Annotated in this window: 4 protein-coding genes and 4 tRNA genes; 2 read left to right on the top strand and 6 right to left on the bottom strand. The window is 71.9% G+C overall.

What is annotated here, in order from left to right; translation table 11 throughout:
- On the top strand, positions 1–588 hold a 588-nt coding region (locus VF647_19555; protein ID HEX8454285.1), incomplete at its 5' end, for a 4-alpha-glucanotransferase.
- Positions 589–716: 128 nt separating this feature from the next.
- On the opposite strand, the gene VF647_19550 is transcribed toward VF647_19555, so the two are convergent.
- From VF647_19550 to VF647_19530, 5 genes are all read right to left on the bottom strand, one after another.
- Complete coding sequence (locus VF647_19550) at positions 717–959, bottom strand: hypothetical protein (GenBank protein ID HEX8454284.1); 243 nt, start codon at positions 957–959, stop codon at positions 717–719.
- A gap of 65 nt (positions 960–1,024) precedes the next feature.
- Positions 1,025–1,098, bottom strand: a tRNA-Val gene (locus VF647_19545).
- A gap of 89 nt (positions 1,099–1,187) precedes the next feature.
- Positions 1,188–1,260, bottom strand: a tRNA-Glu gene (locus VF647_19540).
- 67 nt (positions 1,261–1,327) lie between these two features.
- A tRNA-Cys gene (locus tag VF647_19535) sits at positions 1,328–1,398 on the bottom strand.
- Between the two features lie 19 nt (positions 1,399–1,417).
- Positions 1,418–1,490 (bottom strand) — tRNA-Gly (locus tag VF647_19530).
- Positions 1,491–1,662: 172 nt separating this feature from the next.
- On the opposite strand from VF647_19530, the gene VF647_19525 reads away from it, so the two are divergent.
- Entirely contained in the window at positions 1,663–3,159 is a 1,497-nt protein-coding gene (locus VF647_19525; GenBank protein ID HEX8454283.1) for a hypothetical protein, read from the top strand.
- A 94-nt stretch (positions 3,160–3,253) separates the two neighbouring features.
- On the opposite strand, the gene VF647_19520 is transcribed toward VF647_19525, so the two are convergent.
- Positions 3,254–3,524 (bottom strand): hypothetical protein (locus tag VF647_19520; protein HEX8454282.1); only part of this gene is annotated, 271 nt, incomplete at its 5' end.

Here is a 3,524-nt window from a genome sequence, read left to right as displayed (position 1 = left end):
CTGGTGGTGGGCGAGGACCTGGGCACCGTGCCCCCCGAGGTGCCGCCGGTGCTCCGGCGCTGGGGCGTCCTCTCGTCGCTCGTCTTCTACTTCGAGCGCGAGGGCGACCGGTTCCGCCCCGCCGCCGAGTACGAGCCCATGTCGCTGGCCACGGCCAACACCCACGACATGCCGACCCTCGCCGGCTTCTGGCGCGGGCGCGACATCGAGGTGAAGCGCGAGGTGGGCGTGATTCCGAGCGACGAAGCGGCCGAGGAGCAGCGGAAGGACCGGGTGCAGGAGCGCCGCGCCATCCTTGAGCGCCTCGCCGCCGAGGGCGTGCTTCCGAGCCCCGAGCATCCCGGCAGCGGCGCTGCTTTACGGGGCGCCGTGCACGCCTTCCTCTCCCGCACCCCCGCCGCGCTGGTCGGCCTGAGCCTGGACGACCTGGTGGGGGAGGCGGAGCCGGTGAACGTACCGGGCGTGCCCCCGTCCGAGTTCAGCGCCTGGACGCGCAAGCTCGCCACACCCATCGAGGACCTCGCCCGCGACCCCCGCGTCCGCGACGCGCTCCCCGACGACGAGCGCAAGCTTTCGCCTGGCGAGTAGGAACAGCAAGTCTCACGCGGAGGCGCGGAGACGCAGAGAAAGAACGGCAGAGAGAGATTTTCTGTCTCAGCCCTATCTCTTGCAGTTCTCCCGCGTCTCCGCGTCTCCGCGTGAGGCCCAGCTGTTCCTTACTTCAGTTCCCAGGTAAGGACGACGGCGACGAAGACGGAGAGCGCCCAGACGCCGATCAGGCCGGTGCCGACGGTGAAGAGGCCGACGACGACCGCCGTGAAGGAGAGGAAGAGGGCCGCGGGGACGCTCACGTAGAGCAGGCCGAGCGGGCCGAAGAGGAGCGCCAGGATGACCGCCGTACGCAGGGTGCGCGGCTCCTGCGGCGGCTCGGGAGGACGCTCGGGAAAGGGGATCGCCATGGGGGAAGCCTCTGGATACGAGAAATCCCGCCCAGCATGCCGCTGCGGCGGGACTTCGAGTGAAGTGGTCGATCAGGGACTCGAACCCCGGACCTCTCGCATGTGAGGCGAGCGCTCTAACCAACTGAGCTAATCGACCGTATCGCGGGCCGGCTTGCACCGCGCCCGCGCCAGGGGGTGGGCTGCTGCCTGCGGGGCCCTGACCCATTTTCCCCCAGATTTTTACAGTACCCCGTAGGGGAATCGAACCCCTGTTTACGCCGTGAGAGGGCGTTGTCCTAGGCCACTAGACGAACGGGGCGCAAGACCAAAAAACTACGTGCTACACCTGCATCCGTCAACCCGTCGTGACCGCCGCGGGCGTTCAGAGGCGCCGCCCGGATTCGAACCGGGGGTCGAGGATTTGCAGTCCTCTGCCTTACCACTTGGCCACGGCGCCATGTCCTTCGCGCGCAAAGAGCGGGAAACCGGGCTCGAACCGGCGACCTCAACCTTGGCAAGGTTGCGCTCTACCAACTGAGCTATTCCCGCGAAAAGGAGCGCTAAGATACACCCCGTTTCCGGGGCGGTCAACCCCCGCCCCCGCGCGGCGGCGCGGTTCGCGGGCCGCGCCGCGTTGACAGCCGAGCCCCCGCCCCGCTACCCTCCTGCCGCCGCGGAGCCGCCGCGCGCGCCCCAACCGACCGCCCCTTTGCCGCAGCCGATGAAGCCGTTCCGCACCGCAGCCGCCGCCCTCCTCCTCGCCGCCGGCGCCGCGCAGGCGCAGGGCCCCGACGCGCGCGTGCTTCCGCGCGGCATGCTGGAGGTGCGCGTGCTGGGGATCTTCTCCGGCTACGACGAGCGCTTCGGCGGCGGCGACGCGCTGGGCGGCGCCTTCGAGACGCTCCTTCAGCCGCGCGCCGAGGCGCTCACCGCCCCCGAGCTCGGTCCCCTGCGCACGCGCCTCAACACCTTCTTCGCGGCCACCGGCACCCCCGTGGAAACCGCGAGCCTGGGCGGCGGCAGCGTCCGCGCGCTCCTTTCCGGCGACACGCGCGACGTCCCCATCACCGCCGCGCTCGGCCTCACCAGCCGTCTTACGGTGGAGGCGACGCTCCCCGTCACGCGGCGGCAGACCTCGGTTCGCGGGATCTTTTTGGAGGACGGCACCATCGGCCTGAATCCGAACGTCGAGCTGAACGGCCAGCTCCTCTCCCGTGTCGACACGTCGTTCCGCGCGCTGGGACGCAGCCCCTTCCTACCCGTGCAGGGGACCGACGCCGCCACCGCGCTGCGCCAGCGGCTCAACGCCCGCAGCGCCGGTGCCGGCGACTCGCTCGCCCTGCCGACGCGCGGAGTCTCCATCCAGGAGCTGGTGGCGGACGCCACGCGCGCCGGCCGGCTCACGCCGCAGGAGCTCGACGCGCTCACCCGCCGCACCGCCGGCTCCGGCTACCAGCTCGGCGACGTGGAGCTGGGCGCGCGCTTCCGCGTGGCCGGCACGGCGCCGGCGTGGGCGGTCCCGGACGACTCCACCTTCGTGCGCGGCTTCCGCGCGGTGCTGGGCGCGCGGGTGAGGCTCCCCACTGGGAAGCTGGGGAACACGCTCTTCCTCCTGGAAGAGCCGGGATTGCGCGGGCACTTCGGCGTGGCGGGCGACGTAGCGGGCGACTGGTTCCCGTCGCGGCGCTGGTGGGTGACGGGCGCGGCGGATGCGCAACTTCTGCTCGGTGCCAACGTCACGCGGCTGGCTTTCAGCGCCGAGAACCCCTTCCCCGACACCACGCAGACGCGCGTGCTGCGCCGCGAGCCGGGCATGCGCATCGGCGCGAGCCTCACGCCGCGCTACCGCCTGACGAACGAGCTCTCCTTCGCGGCGCAGTACCGCCTGGAGATCGCGGGCGCGACGACGTACTCCGGCGAAGGCTCGGAGCTGCTGGGGCCCATCGAGCTGATCGGGGGGCGGACGGCGCACCGCTTCGGGCTGGGCGCGAGCTACACGACGGTGGGGGCGTACGCGGCCGGGCGGGCTCCCTTCCCCGCCGAGGTGTCGCTGCTGTACGGCCGCACCGTCGCCGGTACCGGCGGCGCGCCCGCGGACACGCGCCTGGAGCTGGGTGTGCGCGCGTACTATCCCGCCCTCTGGCGCCCGCGCCGTGCTGCCACGCCCACGCCGCCGCCCGCGCCCGCCGACAGCGCTCGTCCGGCGCCGCCGCGGTGAAAAGCAACTGCGGCCTCACGCGGAGACGCGGAGGCGCAGAGAGAAAAAGCGAGCGGCCCCGGCGGATGTGCCGGGGCCGCTCGTTCGTGGGTCGTCAGGTGAGTTGAGCGGGGACGGTGTCGGGAGCCAGCGTCATGCGCGCGAGCATCTGGTCGGCGCGCTCCAGGACGATACGCTTGCTGGGGAAGCGGAGGAGGCGCTGGGCCTCCTCAAAGGTGGCCCACCGGAAGTCCTCCGCCTCGTGCGAGATGCGCACCTCGGAGGTGAGCGCCTCGGCGAGGTAGTAGACGACGCGCTTGACGATGAGGGTGCGCCCCTCGCCCTTGCCCTGGGTGAAGACGTAGCGCTCCTCCTCCTCGAAGCCG

This window comes from Longimicrobium sp. (assembly GCA_036387335.1).
In the GTDB taxonomy this organism is placed as follows: Bacteria; Gemmatimonadota; Gemmatimonadetes; order Longimicrobiales; family Longimicrobiaceae; genus Longimicrobium.
This window is presented reverse-complemented; position numbering and strand designations above follow the sequence as displayed.

Bases quoted from the DNA above. Each gene is read 5' to 3' on its own strand.
- VF647_19550 (HEX8454284.1), bottom strand. From the start codon at position 959: ATGGCGATCCCCTTTCCCGAGCGTCCTCCCGAGCCGCCGCAGGAGCCG.
- VF647_19525 (HEX8454283.1), top strand. From the start codon at position 1,663: ATGAAGCCGTTCCGCACCGCAGCCGCCGCCCTCCTCCTCGCCGCCGGC.